Below are 18,606 nucleotides of genomic sequence, written 5' to 3'. Positions count from 1 at the left end.
ATGACCGATAGCTGTGACATTCTGATTTCTGGCGGTGGCATTGCGGGCCTTACCGCTGCTGCCGCATTTGGCACGGCGGGTTTCAAAGTGATCTGCGTCGATCCAATGCCCCCAGTTACAGATGGCACAGCGAAAGGGGCCGATTTGCGCTCAACCGCGATGCTGCAACCTGCGCGACTACTGTTAGAGCGCGCTGGCCTATGGGAGGCGCTGGCCCCTCTTGCCGCGCCCTTACAGGTCATGCGTATCATTGATGCAGGCGGCTCCGAGGCAGAACCCCGCGTCACCAAAGAATTCGACGCCACCGAAATTTCGGATCAGCCCTTTGGCTGGAATTTTCCCAACTGGGTGCTGCGACGTGAAATTTTGCTACGGCTGGCGCTGCTGGATAATGTTGATTTCAGCGCCGGCGTCAGTACCACACGGCTGTTCACACGCGACAGCGCTGCCAAGGTGACGCTCAGCGATGGTACGCGGATCGATACAAAGCTGGTGATTGCAGCTGACGGGCGCACGTCGCCCATGCGCGAAGCCTCTGGTATTGCGGTGACAACCAAACGCTATGGGCAAAAGGCCTTGGTCTTTGCGGTGACCCACCCGACGCCCCATGCAAACGTCTCAACCGAAATTCACCGCACTGGCGGGCCATTTACCCTTGTCCCCCTGCCCGATCACAACGGCATGCCTTGTTCGGCGGTGGTGTGGATGGATGATGGTCGTCTTGCCCAAGAACGCCTCGATATGGAGGTGACCATGTTTGAAGAGGCCGCGACCATTCGTTCTTGCAACCACTTCGGCCCACTCACCTTGGTCAGCCCCCGTCAGGCATGGCCGATCATCACCCAACACGCGGACCGCCTGAATGCCGAACGTGTGGCGCTGATCGCGGAGGCCGCCCATGTGATGCCGCCGATTGGCGCGCAAGGGCTGAACATGTCGCTCACTGATATCACAACCCTGCTGGATCTTGCCCAAGCACGCCCTGAGGGTTTGGGAGATGCGACGATGCTAGAGGCCTATCACAAGGCACGTTACAGCGACATAACGCTGCGGGTGCGCGGGATTGATCTGTTGAACCGCGCAAGCCAAGCCAGCGGGACAATCGCCCGCGACGCCCGCGCAGCGGGGCTAAGCGCCCTCTATGGGGCTGCGCCTGTGCGGAAGATGTTGATGCAAATGGGATTGGGGATGCGTTAAGCGTCTTGCGCTGCCTTTTCCGCTTCCAACTTTGCCGCGCGCTCCTCAACCTGTTCGACGATATGGTCGACCATTTTTGAGTTGTCTAACTTGTGGCTTTGCTTGCCCGCCAGATAAACCATGCCAGAACCCGCACCACCACCAGTGAACCCCACATCCGTCATCAGCGCCTCGCCCGGGCCATTCACCACACACCCGATGATACTTAGGCTCATGGGGGTTTTGATATGTTCCAGCCGCTTTTCCAACGCCTCAACAGTTTTGATCACGTCAAAGCCTTGCCGCGCACAGGACGGGCAAGAAATAATGTTCACACCACGGTGGCGCAGACCAAGGGATTTGAGGATTTCAAAACCCATCTTCACTTCTTCCACCGGATCAGCAGAGAGCGATACGCGGATTGTATCGCCAATGCCCATCCACAGCAGGTTGCCCATGCCGATGGCAGATTTAACTGTGCCAGAGATCAACCCGCCTGCTTCGGTGATTCCCAGATGGATCGGTGCATCCGTGGCCTCGGCCAGTTGTTGATAGGCGGCTGCCGCCATAAATACATCCGAGGCTTTGCAGCTGATCTTGAATTCATGGAAATCGTTGTCTTGCAGAATTTTGATATGATCCAAACCGGACTCAACCATCGCATCGGGACATGGCTCACCGTATTTTTCCAACAGGTGCTTTTCAAGCGACCCCGCGTTCACACCGATACGGATTGAGCAATTGTTGTCGCGTGCGGCTTTGATCACTTCTTTGACGCGTTTTTCGTCACCAATGTTGCCCGGATTGATCCGTAGACACGCGGCACCAGCTTCGGCGGCTTCGATCCCGCGTTTGTAATGGAAATGGATGTCAGCGACGATCGGCACGGGGCTTTCACGCACGATTTCCTTCAGCGCCTTGGAGCTTTCAATATCCGGCACCGAAACCCGCACAATATCCGCGCCCGCTTCAGCCGCGGCCTGAATTTGCACGATGGTTGCACGTGCGTCAGTCGTCAGCGTGTTTGTCATCGTCTGTACTGTGATCGGTGCATCGCCCCCTACAGGCACATTCCCCACCATGATCTGGCGCGATTTACGGCGATAGATGTTGCGCCATGGACGGATATGGTTGAGCGACATGTCGGCCTCACTAGTACACTTCGGACATGCCTTACCTAGTCACGCAATCGCGTGTCTGCAATGAAAAGCTGTCTGATATCTTAGGATTGGCGATAAACCAGTAGCGTAGATTGGTTAATCAGTGATGGGCAGTGGCGCAACGGCACGCAGTTCTGCCACAAGCGTCTCAAGTGCGCTGTCATTGCCTGGCTGTGCTGGCTCATAAAGCTCAGCCAGCGCCTGCTGTTGCAACGGCACGTTGGATGTCACGCTACCGCGTCCGCCGACAGGGCCGAAGAATTCACCATTCATCACGAAATACACAGCACCACTTTGGCCTGTACGCAACAAGGGCGCGTCTTCCAACGCAGGCACATCAAATGTGTCGCCCTTTTGCATGACTTTTTCAAAGATGTTTGTTCCATCAGCAGCAGTCACCCGCACCCATGTCTCACCTGTGGCAACAACCTGCACCGCTGGCGCGGGTCCGGCGTGAACCTGCGGGACACTCAGACTGGCAGTAGCAACTGCGCCACCGCCCAGTGCTTCGGCAAGGGCACCGTCAATCGCGCCTGCAAACAAGCTGTCAGAAGACTCAACTTGCGGTCGCGAAACCGTCGCGTTCGTTTCGAACAGGCCGCTTGTGCGCGGGTCCAAAGACGCAATCGGCGCATCGCGGGCGATCAAAACAGGCACATCCAATGCGGCAGGACGGTACAAACGGTCCAAGGCTTCGACACGCGGGGTATCATTCAGTGCAACAGGCGCAGTCACACCGCCCCCCAAGAGTTGTCGGGTCGGAGCGTTTGCTTCCAAAGGATCAAGGTCTGACAAGACAACAGGAGTCTGATCCACAGGAGAAACCTGTACACGCTGCACTTCTTTGAGCACTGTCCATCCGCCAAAACCAATGGCGCTGATCAAAGCCACAAGAACCAAGGTTGAACCGATGGCCGCAGGCTCAATCCGCGACATAAACGAATTACCGCTGGGAGCGAAAGGCATGACAGGCCGTGAAAAGATGTCGCCTTCCCCCTGACGGGTCAGACGCTCTTCGCGGGTTGGCTTTTTAACAACAGAGGCTTCGGCAGACATGCCATGCGCAACACTAAAGCCGCTCTCTTTGCAAAATGCGGCAAAGGCTTTGTCAGGGTCCATGTTGAGGTAGCGCGCATAGGACCGCACATAACCTGCGATGAAACCCGGCGTATCAAAGGCATCAGGGTCGGCGTTTTCGATCGCAGCGATGTAGCCAGCTTTAATACGGAGTTCACGCTGAACGTCCAACAAGGATTTTCCAAGCGTAGCACGTTCGCCGCGCATTAAATCACCCAGACGCAGTTCAAACGCGTCGAAACCCGAAGTTTCAACCGCTTCTTGTTTCACGCCTCTAGAGACCCAACGCCCGATCATGCCTATGCTATCGTCCTCTTGAAAATCACATGCCCCAGCGAATATCTATTGATTCGCCTCTTCTCTTTGTTGTGAAATTTCTACCATAGCGCAATCTTTTTAGCGAGATGTTGACGATTTATCCCGCAGCTTCGGCACGATTCAGCGCACAATGCGCCCATAGTCCGTCCATTGCGGTCACAAGCGCATCCATCTCACGCGGGCCGTGCACAGGGGACGGCGTAAACCGCAACCGCTCTGTGCCGCGAGGCACCGTTGGGAAATTGATCGGTTGAACATAGATGCCATGTTCTTCCAGCAACATGTCCGACAGCAATTTAGTATGCACTGGGTTGCCTACGATAACGGGAACAATATGGCTGCCGTGATCAATGATCGGCAAGCCCAACCCTTTGAGCCGCAACTTCAATGCCTTAGCCTGTTGCTGATGCTTTTCGCGCAGCTCGGGGGCGCGTTTCAAGAAAGCAACGGAGGCCGCAGCACCTGCCGCAATGGCGGGTGGAATTGATGTGGTAAAGATAAATCCGGGCGCATAAGATCGGATCGCGTCGCACATTTTCGCAGAGGCCGCGATATAGCCGCCCATCACGCCGTATGCTTTGGCCAAAGTGCCGTTGATGATGTCCAAACGGTGCATCAGGCGGTCGCGTTCGGCCACCCCTGCCCCGCGCGCACCATACATGCCGACAGCATGCACTTCGTCGATATAGGTCAATGCGCCAAATTCATCCGCAAGGTCACAAATTTCTTCAATGGGGCCAAAATCACCGTCCATGGAATAGATCGATTCAAACGCGATCAGCTTGGGCGCATCGCTGTCATCTGCTTCCAGCAATTCACGCAGATGCGCCAGATCATTGTGGCGAAAAATGCGCTTGGCACCACCATTGCGACGCACGCCCTCGATCATCGAAGCGTGGTTACGCTCATCCGAATAAATAATCAGGCCGGGGAACAGTTTGGGCAGCGTGCTAAGCGTGGCATCATTTGCGATATAGGCCGAGGTAAACACCAGCGCTGATTCTTTGCCGTGCAAATCCGCCAACTCTGCTTCAAGCCGTTTATGATAAACGGTTGTGCCAGAGATGTTGCGCGTCCCGCCAGAGCCTGCGCCTGTGGCATCAATCGCTTCGTGCATAGCCGCAAGCACAACAGGGTGCTGGCCCATACCCAGATAATCATTGCCACACCAAACGGTGATATCGTTTTCGCTGCCGTCAGGCTTGGTCCAAACCGCATGAGGGAAATTGCCATTGCGGCGTTCGATGTCGATGAATGTGCGATAGCGGCCTTCGTCGTGCAGGCGTTCAATCGCCTTATCAAGCTGTTCCGAATAGGTCATGCGCATCTCCGTCATCGCTGGCACCGCGCTGGTGCTTTACTGATTTTCATGTTCCGATAGACCTATAATGCACGCGGATCAATGGCTCGGAGGTGCACGCTTTGTCGCAGCCCCCTGCTGCCTTGGATCGCAACACAGGGAATTGGCCCTCGAATCCGTTGATTTCTGGCGGCGATCATGAGCAAAATGCCCGAACTTTGACCTCTCTCTTAAACATTGCAGGCAGTCGGTCGCCTTGGCTGGACAAGAGCCAATGCCGTGTTAGGGTCTGCGAAAATTCCACCCCATCAGGAGCCCCTCATGTCCCTAGACGCCGTCCTTGCCCAGATTGACAAAGATCTGCCCGCAGCCACAGAACGCCTGCTTGATCTTTTGCGGATCAAGTCAATCTCAACCGATCCCGCGTTCAAAGAGGATTGCCAACAGGCCGCTGACTGGCTTGTGGCTGATCTACAAAGCCTTGGCATCGACGCACAAAAGCGCCCGACACCGGGACATCCGATGGTTGTGGGCCATGTTGGCCCAGAAAACGGCAAGCCACATATCCTGTTTTACGGACATTACGATGTGCAGCCTGTTGATCCACTTAACCTATGGGACCGCGATCCGTTTGACCCCGCGATTGAGGATACTGCAAACGGCAAGGTAATCCGTGGCCGCGGCGCATCCGATGACAAAGGCCAGCTGATGACCTTTCTCGAAGCGTTCCGTGCTTGGAAAGAAGTAGAGGGCGAATGGCCCTGCCGCATCACCTTTTTCTTTGAGGGTGAAGAGGAATCAGGTTCCCCCTCATTGGTGCCTTTCATGAAAGAACACGCAGACGAGTTGCGCGCCGATTTTGCGATGATCTGTGACACCGGCATGTTTGAAAGCCGCACTCCCTCTATCGTGACTATGCTACGCGGATTACTGGGCGAAGAACTCACCATCACCGCGCCGGAAAAAGACCTGCACTCGGGCATGTTCGGTGGCATCGCGATGAACCCAGTGCGCGTTTTGTCGCGCATCATCGCATCCTTGCACGACGATACAGGGCGCATCACCGTCCCAGGCTTTTATGACGGCGTTCCAGAGCTCAGCGATGAACTTGAGGCACAATGGCAGGGTTTGGCCTTTGACCACTCCAAATTCCTAGGCGATGTCGGCCTGTCTGATCCCGCAGGCGAACAAGACCGCACACCACTGGAAATGATCTGGTCGCGCCCCACCTGCGAAGTCAACGGCATCGGCGGCGGCTATCAAGGCGACGGCTTTAAAACCGTCCTGCCTTCACAGGCCAGCGCCAAGATTTCCTTCCGCCTTGTGGGCGACCAAGACCCGTTGGCAATCCGCGAGAGTTTCCGCAAAATGGTAGAAGACATGCTGCCTGCCGATTGTACGGTAGAATGGAAAAGCCACGGCGCCAGCCGCGCATCAGGTGTTTCCACCGATGCGCCCGCATTTGCACAAGCCCTCAAAGCACTGACAGACGAATGGCAAGTCCCTGCCGCTTATGTCGGCTGCGGTGGCTCCATCCCGATTGCGGGGCATTTTCAGAAGATTTTGAACACAACGCCCATGCTGATCGGCTTTGGCAAAGACGATGATCAAATCCATTCCCCAAATGAGAAATACGACATGGAGAGCTTTCACAAAGGCATCCGCTCATGGGCGCGTATTCTGGACGCGATCACCTAAGCGATCCTTGTCAAACACCGCAAAACACAAAACGGCCCGCGCAGAATTCCCTGCGCGGGCCGTTCTCGTCAGCGACGGGTACTTATTAAGATTTCGGCAACATAACCGCGTCGATGACGTGGATCACGCCATTAGATTGCTTTACGTCAGCAATTGTAACGGTGGCTTTGGTGCCATTCTCATCTGTCAGCGTGATCATCTCGCCGTCCATACGCGCTTCGAGGTTACACCCGCCCAGCGTTGGCACAATGTGCATGCCGCCATCATCGGAAATCATACCGTTGATCGCTTCTGACATCGCATCCGCACCAACCACGTGGCAGGTCAGGATTTTTGTCAGCAACTCTTTGTTCTCTGGCTTCAGAACCGTCTCAACGGTGCCTTCTGGCAGCGCAGCAAAGGCTTCGTCTGTTGGGGCAAATACAGTGAACGGGCCTTCGCCTTGCAGCGTGTCCACCAGACCGGCAGCTTTCACAGCAGCAACCAGCGTGGTGTGGATGGGGGAGTTCACAGCGTTTTCGATGATGTTCTTATCAGCCAACATCGCGGCGCCGCCTACTTCTGGGTTCATGGCCTGACCATCAGCAAAAGCAAAAGTTGTGGTCAGGGACAGGGCTGTGGCGGCAAAAAGAGTTTTGGTAAACATGAGTATCTTTCCTCTGGTTTAACCGGTCGTATTAACCGGCTTCCCCCCAGTCACGAAGGATGTGACCGAGGAGTTTCAGGAAAGATGATTTTTTTACAAAACTTTGTCAGCGACGGCTTTCAGGCGGCCCAATGTGCCCTCGACGTCATAGAGTTTGTCCAAGCCGAACAGCCCCAAACGGAAGGTGCTAAAGCTATCAGGCTCTCCCACTTGCAAAGGCACCCCTGCCGCGATCTGCATACCATGCGCGGCAAAAGCCTTGCCTGATTTCACATCTTCATCGTCTGTATAGCACACCACAACACCGGGCGCGCCAAAGCCGTCAGCCGCAACTGATTTCACGCCCTTGTCTGACATCATGGCCCGCACACCATCACCCAGCTTCCACTGCGCTTCTCTCAGACGGTCGAACCCATATTCTTTGGTTTCAAGCATCGTGTCGCGGAACACACGCAACGCATCTGTTGGCATCGTTGCGTGATAGGCATGGCCTCCGTCCAGATAGGCTTGCATAATCGCATGCCATTTCCCCAGATCCAGTGAAAAGCTGTCTGACTTTGTTTCTGCCAAGCGCGCTACACCGCGTTCAGACAGCATGACCAACCCTGCACAGGGTTGTGCGCTCCACCCTTTTTGAGGGGCCGAAATCAACACATCGACACCAAGTGCGCCCATATCCACCCAAGCACAGCCCGATGCGATACAATCCAACACCATCAATGCACCCACTTCATGCGCCGCTGTGGCCATGGCAGTGATATAGTCATCGGGTAGGATCACCCCTGCCGACGTTTCGACATGCGGGGCAAAAACCACTTGTGGTTTCTGACTGCGGATCGCTTCTACCACATCTTCAATCGGCGCAGGCGCAAAAGGCGCGGGTGCGGCATTGCCCTGCGCACGCGCTTTCATCACGGTTGCGCTGGCTGTCAGCCCGCCTGTCTCAATGATCTGGCTCCAGCGATAGGAAAACCAGCCATTGCGGACAACCAATACATCACGCCCTTGCGCAAATTGCCGTGCAACGGCTTCCATCCCGTAGGACCCGCCACCTGGCACCACCACCGCAGAGGTCGCGCCATAGACGTCACACAGCATAGCGTGAATGTCCCGCATAACTTGCTGAAAGGCCCCACTCATTGAATTGAGGGAACGGTCCGTGAATACCACAGAAAATTCTTCAAGTCCGTTTGGGTCTACATCTGGTAAAAGTGCCATAAATTCCTCCGCTTTTGATCTTGGTAAAGCGTGGACCAATCATGTGCAAAGCCAAAATTCCTGGTTCAGAAACCTGCTATCGCTTCATGCCGCTGGAAAAAGAATGGCGCGCCTATTTAGCTGCTTTGCGCATGTTATGAAAAACAGTGCGGTTGCGCCCTTCTGACTTGGCTACATACAGTGCTTCATCGGCGTCCTGAATGGATTTCTCAATCTCACTTACCCCGTCCTTAAGTGCGCCTCCAATGGAAACTGTCACGCGCACTTCAATTCCCTCATGCTCCATCACTTGGGATTCTACTTGCTCGCGAATTCGCTCAGCAACGCGCATGCCGCTTTCTGCGTCATATTTCTCTAAAAACACCACAAATTCTTCGCCACCAAAGCGGCACACGATGTCTTCTTTGCGCACAGCCGTTCGCAACACATCCGCCACACGGTGGATCACTCGATCCCCGAACAGGTGGCCATAAGTGTCATTCACTTGTTTGAAATGATCGATATCAATCATCAAAGAAACGCCAAAACAATCTGGCGCCTCCTCCATCCGCTGGAAGAAGTAGTCGCGCGTTGCAACATCGGTTAGCCGGTCGCGGTTCACCAATTTTTGCAATTTTGCGCTTAGTTCCTCATTCTTGCGCATACCATCAAACAAAATCAAAGCCGTTGGAAACGCACAAAGCATTGCAATCAAGCAAGACTTAAAGACAGCATCATCATCAAGTAAATCAAAGGTGAGTGGCACAGCAATCGCTGTCACCACAACTGAAATCAGAGATGTCAGTCCTGCAAAAAGCCAGACAGAGAATTTTGTTCGGGGACGAAGCAGGCGCATAGATACCCTTTCCAAAGACATATTACCCCCTCACTGTGCATCAAACACATTAATAACCCATCAAACAAGGAGAGGGCCCAACAGATTCTCTTCACTCAATAACACATTTGCTTCTACATCACCCACACCGGGCAAGGTCATAACCCGCCGCCGCAAAACCCGCTCAAAGTCGGACACATCGCGCGCCACCACCCGCAAGCGGTAATCATACAATCCCAGCACATGCTCCACTGTTTGCACTTCGGGGATCGCACTTACGGCACGTTCAAAATCCTCAAGGCTCACCCGTCCGCGCAGCGCCAGCTTAACCCCCAGAAACACAGTCACGCCAAATCCCAGTTTTTCGGCGTCCAACCGCAATTGCCGCCCATGGATCACGCCCGCCTCTTCCAGCCGCTTGATCCTGCGCCACGTCGCGGGCTGACTTAGCCCCAGCCGCCGCCCCAAGGCCCCCGCACTTTGCCCTGCATCACGCGTCAACGCCCGCAGCAACTGGCCGTCAATAGCATCCAACTCAATCACAGCGGCAATCCTTCACTGGTTTTGATCCGCGCCACATGCATCAGCGCTTCAATCTCGGAAATATGCGGTAGCGTCAAAATCCGGCTCCGGTATATCTGCTGATAATGCGCCATATCACGGGCAATGATCGACAGCCGCACATCCACTCGCCCCAAGAACGTCTGGACTTCGATCACTTCAGGCACTTCCCGCGCTTCTTTTAGAAAGACGTCAAAGGCATTGCCCTGCGTTTTATCCAGCGTCACCCGCAGCGATACCTCTACCGCATAGCCAAGCGCGCCCCAGTCGATGACCACGCCCACGCCCTTCACGACGCCCAATTCTTGCATCCGCGTGATGCGCCGCGTTGCACGCCCTGTGGTCATGCCGGCACGCTCTGCCAGCTCCCCTTGCGAAAGGGTTGGCTCCGCTTGCCAGTAACGCAGCAACTTCCGATCATCTTCATCAAGCATGATTTTCTCACTATTTGGACAATACGCGCATTAGATTATTTATAATCCATCACAAAACCACAGAAATACAATAGCCAGCGCCGCAAAAACCCCTATTCTGCCTTCAAATCAAACCAAAAGGATAAAATCATGCGCGTTTATTATGACCGTGACTGCGACGTAAACCTCATCAAGGATGCCAAAGTTGCGATCCTGGGCTACGGCTCACAGGGCCACGCCCACGCGTTGAACCTGCGCGACTCTGGCGCGAAAAACCTCGTTGTTGCGCTGCGCGAAGGCTCCCCTTCCGCTGCCAAAGCCAAAGGCGAAGGCCTTGAAGTTATGGGCATCGCAGAAGCCGCAGCTTGGGCCGACGTGATCATGTTCACCATGCCCGACGAACTTCAGGCAGAAACCTACAAGAAATATGTACACGACAACATCCGTGAAGGCGCGGCCATCGCTTTCGCCCACGGTCTTAACGTACACTTCGGCCTGATTGAGCCGAAAGAAGGCGTCGACGTGATCATGATGGCGCCAAAAGGCCCAGGCCACACTGTACGCGGCGAATACACCAAGGGCGGCGGCGTGCCTTGCCTTGTTGCAGTAAACCAAAACGCATCCGGCAAAGCGCTGGAAATCGGCCTGTCCTATTGCTCCGCCATTGGTGGCGGCCGCTCGGGCATCATCGAGACCGACTTCCGCGAAGAGTGCGAAACCGATCTGTTCGGCGAACAAGCCGTTCTATGTGGCGGTATCGTTGAGCTGATCCGCATGGGCTTTGAAACCCTTGTCGAAGCTGGCTACGAGCCTGAAATGGCCTATTTTGAGTGCCTGCACGAAACCAAGCTGATCGTTGACCTGATCTATGAAGGCGGCATCGCCAACATGGATTACTCCATCTCCAACACTGCCGAGTACGGCCAGTATGTTTCCGGTCCGCGCATTTTGCCTTACGAAGAAACCAAGGCGAACATGAAAGCCGTTCTGAGCGACATTCAGTCCGGTAAATTCGTGCGTGATTTCATGCTGGAAAACTCTGTTGGTCAACCAACACTGAAAGCGTCCCGTCGTGCAAACGACGAGCACCAGATCGAAATCGTTGGCGGCAAGCTGCGTGACATGATGCCTTGGATCTCTGCTGGCAAGATGGTCGACAAATCCAAGAACTAAGCGACACACACACATCGCTTTAACATTGACGGAGGGCCGCTTTTGCGGTCCTCTTTCGTTTATGAGTATTACTGTTTCCCCGTGCCCGCGCCGTTACTTAGACGTCATTACAGCAGCCAATATGAAAACTTGTGAGGAACATCGTTCCCGCCAGCCCTATGCCTTCCCCGAAAACCTTTGGGAGGTTTCATTTCCACCTGAATTTTCAAATGCGTTCCTTGATGCTAAGGGAGAGCCAACCTCCGAGAGTCACAACCTGTTTGTGGCAGAGGATGCGGGAGAATTGGCGGGGTACATCCTGTTGTCATGGTGGGCGCGTGAGGATGCCCCTGACTTCCATGATGGCTGCGTATTAGACATCCATGTTTTCGACGGCTTTCGTGGAAAAAAGGTGGGCGATGCGCTCCTGAATAAGGCAAAGCTGATTGCAGACACACGCGGGTGGGATAATTTAACGGCACAAGTTTGGGCAGGAAATACACAATCCGAAACACTGTTCCGTCGAGCGGGATTTACGGACCAGTCCAAGACTTTGCGCTATGGCCCCAATACTCAGGCTCGCCCAATACAAACCGTTCAACCCAAGGGAGGCACTCAATTCCCTGTCGCTAAAATATGGGCTGCTATACTCATCACCGCAGTGGTTTGGACCCTTCTACGCCGATGAAACAGGGCGATTGACCACATCCCGTCTACAGCGCCCCTTGCCTCTCCCTTCGTTTCGCCGCTATCTGGCTTGATGAACACATCCCCCCAAATCACCCCGATGAGCTGGCTCATGATTGCGATCCTTGGTGTGACGTGGGGAGGCACCTTTTTGGTAATCGAAGTCGCCCTTGCAGGTGGCATACCGCCTTTTTGGCTTGCGGCCTCCCGTGTCACTTTCGCTGCTGCGATCATGGGCGTGATCTGGCAGGTGATGGGGCGCCCCTTGTTTGCTGAGAAACCCAGCCGCGGCAATATACGTGATCTGGTGATCATCGGCGGCCTCAGCTCAACCGTCCCGTTCAGCCTGCTGGCCTGGGGACAGCAATCTGTCTCATCGGGATTCGCGGGGGTCTCGATGGCCGCAGTGGCGCTGATCATCCTGCCCTTGGCGCATTTCACCATCCCGGGTGAGCAGATGAATCTGCGCAAAACCATTGGCTTTGTAATCGGCTTTATCGGGGTGGCAATCCTGATCGGGGCGCAGGCGTTCACGTCTACGGGCTCCACGTTTGAAACAGCAGGCCGCATCGCTTGCGTGCTCGCCGCCTGCTGCTATGCGCTCAGCTCGATCCTCCTGCGCCGATTGCCCGCCGCCCATCCCATCGGGTTGGCAACCGTGCTGCTGCTCATCGGCGCTGTTCTGGCCGTCCCAATCGCATGGGCCGTCGAGGGGCCACCGCCCCTTCCCTCGCCGACCGTTTGGGCTGTGTTGGTATTTCTCGGGGTGGTCCCAACTGCGGGTGCAAATTTCTTGCGCGTGTTGGTGGTACGCAGTGCGGGGCCTGTGTTTATGTCACTGGTCAACTATCAGGTGCCGGTCTGGTCCGTCGTCCTTGGCGCATTGATCCTCGGCGAGGCACTGCCGAACTCGCTGGTCTTGGCGATGACATTGATCCTGATCGGCGTCGGCCTAAGCCAATACGGCGCGCTACAGCGTCTCTTCAAACGGTCCCGCTGACGCTGGCACGCCAAAGCGCTATCGCCTGCGCCGTCTCGGCCACATCATGCACGCGCACAATCTGTGCCCCTTGGGCAATACCGCCAAGCGCTACCGCGACCGAGCCCGCCATACGGTCCACTGCCTGCGGTGCATTGCCGATGGTCCCGATAAAACGCTTGCGAGACGCCCCCAGCAGAACAGGCACCCCAAGACTGTGAAACAAGCTGAGCCGCGCAAGGAGTTCCAGATTATGCGCCTGCGTCTTGGCAAACCCGATACCAGGGTCTGCAATGATACGCGTCCGCGCAATGCCTTGCGCTTCGAGCGCCGCAATACGCGCCTCAAGGAAATCATAGACCTCCAGCAAGACATCATCATATTGCGGACCCAGATGCATTGTGGCGGGGTCCACGGGGCCGTGCATGACACAGACAGGCACATCTGCCTTGGCCGCGACCCCCGCCAAATCGGGATCATAGGTAAAGCCAGAGACATCATTAATCAGGCTCGCCCCCGCAACCAAAGCCGCCTGCGCCACATCCGCTTTGCGTGTATCAATTGAGATAACACCAGTGAAACCCTCTTGGCGTAGCCCATGGATGACAGGCACGACACGGCGGATTTCTTCGTCATGGGCGACAGTCTGCGCACCGGGCCGCGTGCTTTCGCCGCCGATATCCAAAATTTCCGCGCCTGCCTGTGCCATTGCCAATCCGCCTGCAATGGCATCTTTGGCAGCGGCATGCAGACCGCCATCAGAAAAGCTGTCTGGTGTTGTATTCACAATCCCCATGATCATCGGATGCTCAGCGACCACGCCGCGTGGTTGTGTCAGCGCGCAGTGGGTAGCTGCGGGTAATTCGCTTGCTGGAATAACAACAGGCGTCATGCCACGCTGCAAAACCTCAACACTCGAAAACCACCCCCAGCCGCTTGCAAGGCTGACCGCCCCTTCTGGTCGCGCGATATCACAGCTTATGATCGGGCGGTAATAGGCACGCGCCATTGTCAAAGTGTCTCGACGTCCACAGCCACAGCACGTAGCGGCACCGAGGCCTGCGGCGGCAGTTCAGCGCCAATCACCAGCATTTCGCGGGCGTGATAAGTTGCAGCAAACCATGCAGCAAGCGCCACAGCATCGCGCGGCTGGGCCGATGGGGCTTCGACACTATCCAACACGATCTTGGACGGTGCCCAAACGCAAGTCTGGCCGTTTTTCATAGCCCAGTCCAATTCGGTCCGCGTGCCAACGACCACACAGCGCGCATCACGCGCCGCCAGCACCCAAGCGTTTTGCTCAATTGCCAGCAAATCAATGCGCCGTTGTGCCATTTTATGCCCGACTTGCGGTGCGGCCACATCGGATGCCCCGACACATAAAACCAAGGGCCGCCCCTGTGAGTGCAGTTGATCCAGCCAACCTTTGAGATGGGGCGACGCGATTGCTGCATTGCTCAGGAAAACCAGCTCAGGATGCGGAATGTCTTCGGCGGGAACTGTCGCGGTTGGGGTTGCGTCACGGGCGCGGACCACTTCAACGCCCAATGCGGCGGGGCCGCGATCCAGCTTTTCAATCCGTACAAAAACCCGCATCGCCTGCGGCTCTTGCAAAATTCGGTCTGCCACACGTTCGGCCAATGTCTCCAGCAGCGCCAGCCGTTCAACTGCCAACTCGGTTGCGATGGCTTCGGTCACACGGTCATAAGACAGGATGCGATCTACATCATCGTCAATCGGGCCGCTTAAGGGCTGTACTTCGACAACGATGTTAAAGCTGATCCGTTGGGTCACCCCGCGCTCGGCTTGGAATGCTCCGATCTCGACTTCGACGGTGTGATTGCGCACCGAAATCCTGTCCAGCATATCCGCGCCACTTGTGGCGGCAGCGCGATCAGATGGATGGGCAAAGGCTTGGCCTGTTTCGGAAGTCATCGGCGGGTTCCTGTCTGGATTGTCATGGCGCGTGTATACAGCAGCGCCCCCCCCGTCGAGGGCTGCTAGCGCCTCCCGAACGACCTTTTGCGTCAGTTGCTCGCGGTACGCGCACCACGGCTGTAAAACAGATGCACGCCAAAACGGGCAGTATTGGTGAATTTGCGTGACCAACTGGGGCGCACGGCAGTGGTGTGATAGAAGGTCGCGCCATTGGTGATATCGGGTGATTTCCCGTCAATCGTAGCGCGGGCCACCTTGGCAACACGGGCATAAGCCGCTGGCTCATTCACCACTTCGGCTTTTCCATCGCAGGTATAGCTGAACTGACACTGGTGCTTTTTCCCTGTGCCTTGATTGATCACACTACAATAAGAATTTGGAAAGCGGCTGGATTTGACGCGATTGCGGATCACTTCGGCCACCGCAAACTGGCCTTTGACTGTCTCGCCGCGTGCTTCGAAATAGAGCGCCTCCGCGAGACATTGAAATTCGGAAGTGCCTTTGGCCTTGGGCTGGCTGGCAATCCAAGCGCGTGTGAACATCGCCTCAGTGCCAACTGTGTTACCTGCTGAAACCCGCAGTAATGTGCCTGATGATGTCGCGACGCTGGCCATCCGCTCGGAGTTGACGCTGGACAGGCCGCGTGCCTCGATCTTGGCCAAATTCTTGATCAGAGTATTGGCCATCGCACCCGCAGGGAGCGCGATAATCGCAGCCGCAGCCAAAGTAATCTTTGCCGCGTTCAAACATCTTGCAAACCGCATTCAGGGCTCTCCGGTATCGTTAATCCAGAGAAATGCCTAGCTTGATTCAACTTTTTCGACAACCCAGCCGCAATTTGCTAAGCCAGCGACCGCCCACGCGGCCGCTAAGCTACTCAAATTTCAACCGATCTTATCAGCGATTGCCAGCTGCGCCGCTGCCAGTCTTGCGACTGGAACGCGGAACGGAGAGCACGATACATAGTCGAATCCCGCCGCACGGCAGAATGCAATCGATTCGGGGTTGCCCCCGTGCTCGCCGCAGACCGACAAAGTAATCCCCGGTTGTGCTGCGCGCCCACGCTGTGCACCCAGTACCAAAAGTTCGCCTACACCGTCGTGATCAAGGGTATGGAAGGGGTCTTCGTCAAAAACGCCTTGCTGCACATAATCCGACATAAACCGCCCTGCATCATCGCGGGACAGACCATATGTCATCTGGGTCAGGTCGTTTGTTCCAAAGCTGAGGAAGGCGCAATGGGGCGCGATCTCGCTTGCACGCAAGGCGGCACGCGGTGTCTCGACCATCACCCCCAAGCGATAGACGAACTCCACACCGCGTTCTGCTTGCACCGCCAAGGCCACCGTATCAATGGCCGCTTTGACCAGCTCGACCTCGCGGCGGGCCGACACAAGCGGGATCATGATTTCAGCCATAACAGGCGCGCCATTTTCACTGGCATCCACAATCGCCTCAAAAATCGCACGCGCCTGCATCTCATAGATTTCAGGCACAGTGATGCCCAAACGGACCCCACGCAAACCCAGCATCGGGTTATATTCGCGCATCGCCTCAATCCGCCGCGTCACATCCGAACGCGGCAAGCCCAAGGCCTCGGCCAGTTCACGTTGACCGCTGGCATCCATGGGTAAAAATTCATGCAAAGGCGGATCAAACAGGCGTATGCAAACGGGCTTGCCTTCCATGATACGGAAAAGCTGTGTGAAATCATCGCGTTGCATTGGCAACAAACGCTCCAACACCGCACGGCGGCCATCCGAGGTATCCGCAAAGATCATCTCGCGCATCACCGTCAGGCGGCCACGGTCAAAGAACATATGCTCGGTCCGGCACAGCCCGATGCCCTCGGCGTTGAAATTGCGCGCCGTTTGCGCGTCCAGTGGCGTATCGGCATTGGCACGCACTTTAATATCGGCGCTGTCACTGGCCCACGCCATCAACTGCTGAAAATAATCATCCAACGCCGCTTCGCGCATCGCGGCAGCCCCTGCAAGGATTTGGCCCGTTGAGCCATCGACAGTCATCTCGTCGCCTGCATGGAACACCCGCCCGTCTTTGGAGGTGATCGTCTTGTCGCGCTGGTTGAACACCATGCTGGAGGCCCCCACCACACAAGGCAGACCAATGCCGCGCCCGATCACCGCCGCATGGCTGGTGATGCCGCCGCGTTCGGTTAATACGGCTTTGGCCGCGTGCATCCCGCGCACGTCTTCTGATGATGTCTCGCGGCGGACCAGAATACAGGCTTCGCCTCGTGAAGCGCTGGCTTGTGCTTCGGCTGAATCAAACACCAATCGGCCCGTGGCCGCGCCGGGGCTGGCGGCGATGCCTTTGCCCACAACATCACGGCGCGCATTTGGATCAATCTGGCGGTGTAACAATTCAGTGAGCAAACGCGGCTGCACCCGCATCAACGCCTCTTCACGGCTGATGATACCGTCATTGGCCAACGTCACCGCGATCCGTACCGCCGCCCGCGATGAGCGCGACACGCGCACCCCGTCAAGAATGTGCACCACACCATCATCAATCGCAAACTCCACCTGCATTTCGGCACGCAGCCGCACCCGCATCAAGCTGGCGTAGGTTTTCAGCGTCTCGAATGCCTCGGGCAGCTTTTCTTCCAATGAGGGACCTCGCGGATCGCGGGTGAGGTAAAGTGCTTCCTCGTCGCCATCCAAAGCGTCACGGCCCTGACTTTGGCTCAGATACCTGCCCGTAACCTGCGGCGCACCTGTGTCGCTGTCCACCAGTTGCAGCACACCCGATCCGCATTGCCCCGCGCCCAGACCAAAGATCATCTGCTGCACCACAAGGCCCAAACCCGCATCCGCAGGCGCGCCTTTGGCTTGGCGCAGTAATCGCGCCGAAGTCCCGCTCCATGCGCGCGCCATTGAACGCACTACCGCCGCCAGTTGGGTGCGCCGAGATTGAGGAAATTTCTCTTCTGCTTCAAGCTCGTAGGCATCCAGCGTCTGCTCCAACGCGGCACGGCCCTCGCCTTCGACATCGTCGAACATATCAGGGTCCAGACGGGCCACGTTGATGGCGTAGGATTGGATGAAACGGGTGTAAATCGCGGCGGCGGCTTCTTCGCCCATGGTTTTGCTAAAGTTCACAAACCGCGCATCATTCATCCCGATGTTCAGCACCGCCCCCGGCCCCCCCCAATCGGGGTCTTCGCTGGAGGGACGCACACAGAGCAGCGCGTCTTTGGGAAATTCATCCACAACCGAGTCGATATTGGGCAATTCGCCACTGGCGATCCGGTCCACCGTGCCAAAGGACAAAGCCACCGTGCGCGGCACTGGCAAATCAAGGCGCAGCAGGCGTTGCAAACATTTCGCGCGCCCACCGTGGGTGGCGTTCGCAATTCGGGCTGTTTGTGTGACAAGCGTGGTATCGGGATTATTCTGCACTGCCGCATCCTTTTGATTGCCCTGCAGCATAGGCTTAATGCGGCGCA

Annotated in this window: 17 protein-coding genes; 5 read left to right on the top strand and 12 right to left on the bottom strand. The window is 56.2% G+C overall.

Annotated features, from left to right (window positions below; translation table 11 throughout):
• Positions 1–1,197, top strand: a complete 1,197-nt coding sequence (locus tag GGR95_RS03230) for a UbiH/UbiF family hydroxylase (protein WP_184562662.1) — start codon at positions 1–3, stop codon at positions 1,195–1,197.
• On the opposite strand, the gene ispG is transcribed toward GGR95_RS03230, so the two are convergent.
• From ispG to hemA, 3 genes are all read right to left on the bottom strand, one after another.
• A complete protein-coding gene (gene ispG, locus GGR95_RS03225) occupies positions 1,194–2,318 on the bottom strand; it encodes a flavodoxin-dependent (E)-4-hydroxy-3-methylbut-2-enyl-diphosphate synthase (RefSeq protein WP_184562660.1) in 1,125 nt (374 codons plus the stop codon). The genes GGR95_RS03230 and ispG overlap by 4 nt on opposite strands.
• 114 nt (positions 2,319–2,432) lie before the next feature.
• Positions 2,433–3,710 (bottom strand): helix-turn-helix domain-containing protein, encoded by a 1,278-nt coding sequence (locus tag GGR95_RS03220; protein ID WP_184562658.1) that lies wholly within the window; start codon positions 3,708–3,710, stop codon positions 2,433–2,435.
• A gap of 118 nt (positions 3,711–3,828) precedes the next feature.
• Entirely contained in the window at positions 3,829–5,052 is a 1,224-nt protein-coding gene (gene hemA / locus GGR95_RS03215) for a 5-aminolevulinate synthase (RefSeq protein ID WP_184562656.1), read from the bottom strand.
• Between the two features lie 300 nt (positions 5,053–5,352).
• Between hemA and GGR95_RS03210 the strand changes: the two genes are divergently transcribed.
• Entirely contained in the window at positions 5,353–6,729 is a 1,377-nt protein-coding gene (locus GGR95_RS03210) for a M20/M25/M40 family metallo-hydrolase (protein WP_184562654.1), read from the top strand.
• A gap of 85 nt (positions 6,730–6,814) precedes the next feature.
• Here GGR95_RS03210 and GGR95_RS03205 read toward each other — a convergent pair whose 3' ends face one another.
• The 5 genes from GGR95_RS03205 to GGR95_RS03185 form a co-directional block, all read right to left on the bottom strand.
• The gene (locus GGR95_RS03205) at positions 6,815–7,375 is read right to left on the bottom strand and encodes a fasciclin domain-containing protein (protein ID WP_184562652.1); all 561 of its coding nucleotides are present in this window, start codon (positions 7,373–7,375) and stop codon (positions 6,815–6,817) included.
• A 93-nt stretch (positions 7,376–7,468) separates the two neighbouring features.
• The gene (locus GGR95_RS03200) at positions 7,469–8,593 is read right to left on the bottom strand and encodes an aminotransferase class V-fold PLP-dependent enzyme (RefSeq protein ID WP_184562651.1); all 1,125 of its coding nucleotides are present in this window, start codon (positions 8,591–8,593) and stop codon (positions 7,469–7,471) included.
• A 112-nt stretch (positions 8,594–8,705) separates the two neighbouring features.
• The gene (locus GGR95_RS03195; RefSeq protein WP_184562649.1) at positions 8,706–9,428 is read right to left on the bottom strand and encodes a GGDEF domain-containing protein; all 723 of its coding nucleotides are present in this window, start codon (positions 9,426–9,428) and stop codon (positions 8,706–8,708) included.
• Between the two features lie 60 nt (positions 9,429–9,488).
• Complete coding sequence (locus GGR95_RS03190; protein ID WP_184562647.1) at positions 9,489–9,950, bottom strand: Lrp/AsnC ligand binding domain-containing protein; 462 nt, start codon at positions 9,948–9,950, stop codon at positions 9,489–9,491.
• On the bottom strand, positions 9,947–10,402 hold the full coding sequence (locus tag GGR95_RS03185) for an Lrp/AsnC family transcriptional regulator (protein WP_184562645.1): 456 nt from the start codon (positions 10,400–10,402) through the stop codon (positions 9,947–9,949). The genes GGR95_RS03190 and GGR95_RS03185 overlap by 4 nt, the downstream gene beginning before the upstream one ends.
• Positions 10,403–10,531: 129 nt before the next feature.
• On the opposite strand from GGR95_RS03185, the gene ilvC reads away from it, so the two are divergent.
• From ilvC to GGR95_RS03170, 3 genes are all read left to right on the top strand, one after another.
• Positions 10,532–11,554 carry a ketol-acid reductoisomerase gene (gene ilvC, locus GGR95_RS03180; protein WP_184562643.1) on the top strand — a complete coding sequence of 341 codons (1,023 nt, stop codon included), beginning with the start codon at positions 10,532–10,534 and terminating at the stop codon, positions 11,552–11,554.
• Positions 11,555–11,615: 61 nt separating this feature from the next.
• A complete protein-coding gene (locus GGR95_RS03175) occupies positions 11,616–12,221 on the top strand; it encodes a GNAT family N-acetyltransferase (protein WP_184562641.1) in 606 nt (201 codons plus the stop codon).
• Between the two features lie 72 nt (positions 12,222–12,293).
• Complete coding sequence (locus GGR95_RS03170) at positions 12,294–13,220, top strand: DMT family transporter (protein ID WP_184562639.1); 927 nt, start codon at positions 12,294–12,296, stop codon at positions 13,218–13,220.
• Here GGR95_RS03170 and folP read toward each other — a convergent pair.
• From folP to GGR95_RS03150, 4 genes are all read right to left on the bottom strand, one after another.
• Entirely contained in the window at positions 13,204–14,208 is a 1,005-nt protein-coding gene (gene folP / locus GGR95_RS03165; protein ID WP_184562637.1) for a dihydropteroate synthase, read from the bottom strand. The two genes, GGR95_RS03170 and folP, sit on opposite strands and share 17 nt — an antisense overlap.
• Positions 14,209–14,210: 2 nt before the next feature.
• The gene (locus GGR95_RS03160; protein ID WP_184562635.1) at positions 14,211–15,134 is read right to left on the bottom strand and encodes a dihydroneopterin aldolase; all 924 of its coding nucleotides are present in this window, start codon (positions 15,132–15,134) and stop codon (positions 14,211–14,213) included.
• A 92-nt stretch (positions 15,135–15,226) separates the two neighbouring features.
• Positions 15,227–15,901 (bottom strand): cell wall hydrolase, encoded by a 675-nt coding sequence (locus tag GGR95_RS03155; RefSeq protein ID WP_425506367.1) that lies wholly within the window; start codon positions 15,899–15,901, stop codon positions 15,227–15,229.
• A 120-nt stretch (positions 15,902–16,021) separates the two neighbouring features.
• Complete coding sequence (locus GGR95_RS03150) at positions 16,022–18,589, bottom strand: putative PEP-binding protein (protein ID WP_184562633.1); 2,568 nt, start codon at positions 18,587–18,589, stop codon at positions 16,022–16,024.
• Positions 18,590–18,606: the final 17 nt, after the last annotated feature.

Origin of the sequence: Sulfitobacter undariae, assembly GCF_014196805.1 — a bacterium.
Taxonomy (GTDB): Bacteria; Pseudomonadota; Alphaproteobacteria; order Rhodobacterales; family Rhodobacteraceae; genus Sulfitobacter; species Sulfitobacter undariae.
Note: the sequence above shows the minus strand (reverse complement) of the source record. Positions and strands in the feature narration are given on the sequence as shown.